This window comes from Candidatus Sarmatiella mevalonica (assembly GCF_016751895.1).
GTDB lineage: Bacteria > Pseudomonadota > Alphaproteobacteria > Rickettsiales > Rickettsiaceae > Sarmatiella > Sarmatiella mevalonica.
Map to the genome: position 1 here is coordinate 1 of NZ_JACVVM010000121.1, position 856 is coordinate 856.

Below are 856 nucleotides of genomic sequence, written 5' to 3' on the forward strand. Positions count from 1 at the left end.
GCAGCAAAAGATCTCCTTGCGGCCGAAGAATCCTTTTTTGTGAGTTTAGGGGAAAATAAGCAAGGGTTTGATGAGCATTTGCGCGGCATTTTACAGCAACAAACAGCGGACGCAGCATGAGTAAAATTATTTTCTTAAACGGATGTGGTTCTAGCGGAAAGACTTCCATCGCAAAGGCTATAGGACATGAAAGCCCAGAGCTATGGTTAAGTTTCGGCGTTGATACATTCATTGATATGATCCCCTTCGGAAGAATCGATCCATACTTGAGATTTATTCCAGGGAAAAATGATCGCGGCCCCACAATGCATGTCGAATCTGGGCCAGAAGGCGTGAAGCTATTTAGCGTTATGCCGCAGTTTGCTGAAATGCTAGCAGCCCTTGGAAACAACCTCATTATTGACGAAGTGTTATTTGATGAAGAGGCTTTAAAGGCGTATACGAAGCATTTGAAGGATCACACAGTTTATTACATCGGCGTTTTCTGCGATCTAGCAGTGATGCAAGAACGCGAAGTTTTAAGACGTGATCGCTGCATTGGTCTATCAAATGATCAGATTGATAGAGTGCATCAAGGCGTTTTACATTCATATGATTTTAAGGTGGATACAACTGCTATCTCTCCTTTTGAAGCTGCTCGCCTGATATTGAAGTTCGTAGATGATACTCCTGCGCCAAAAGCATTCCAGACACTCGCAAAGCAGGAGTAGGTCATGACCATCACATTCGAACCACTATACTAAATTAGCTTGAGGTAGCGTAAATTATATGATAATATGAAGCAAAAAATGCGAGCATATAGTATAGATTTACGTAAAAAAGTAATAAGTTTTATAAAAAGCGGTAATAGCCAAAA

At 41.1% G+C, this 856-nt stretch carries 1 protein-coding gene; it reads left to right on the forward strand.

The window, feature by feature from the left end:
- Nucleotides 1-116: 116 nt before the first annotated feature.
- Nucleotides 117-710, forward strand: a complete 594-nt coding sequence (locus Sarmat_RS06700) for a chloramphenicol phosphotransferase CPT family protein (protein ID WP_202149970.1) — start codon at nt 117-119, stop codon at nt 708-710.
- The last annotated feature ends 146 nt before the right edge of the window (nt 711-856 follow it).

Bases quoted from the DNA above. Each gene is read 5' to 3' on its own strand.
- Sarmat_RS06700 (WP_202149970.1), top strand. From the start codon at position 117: ATGAGTAAAATTATTTTCTTAAACGGATGTGGTTCTAGCGGAAAGACT.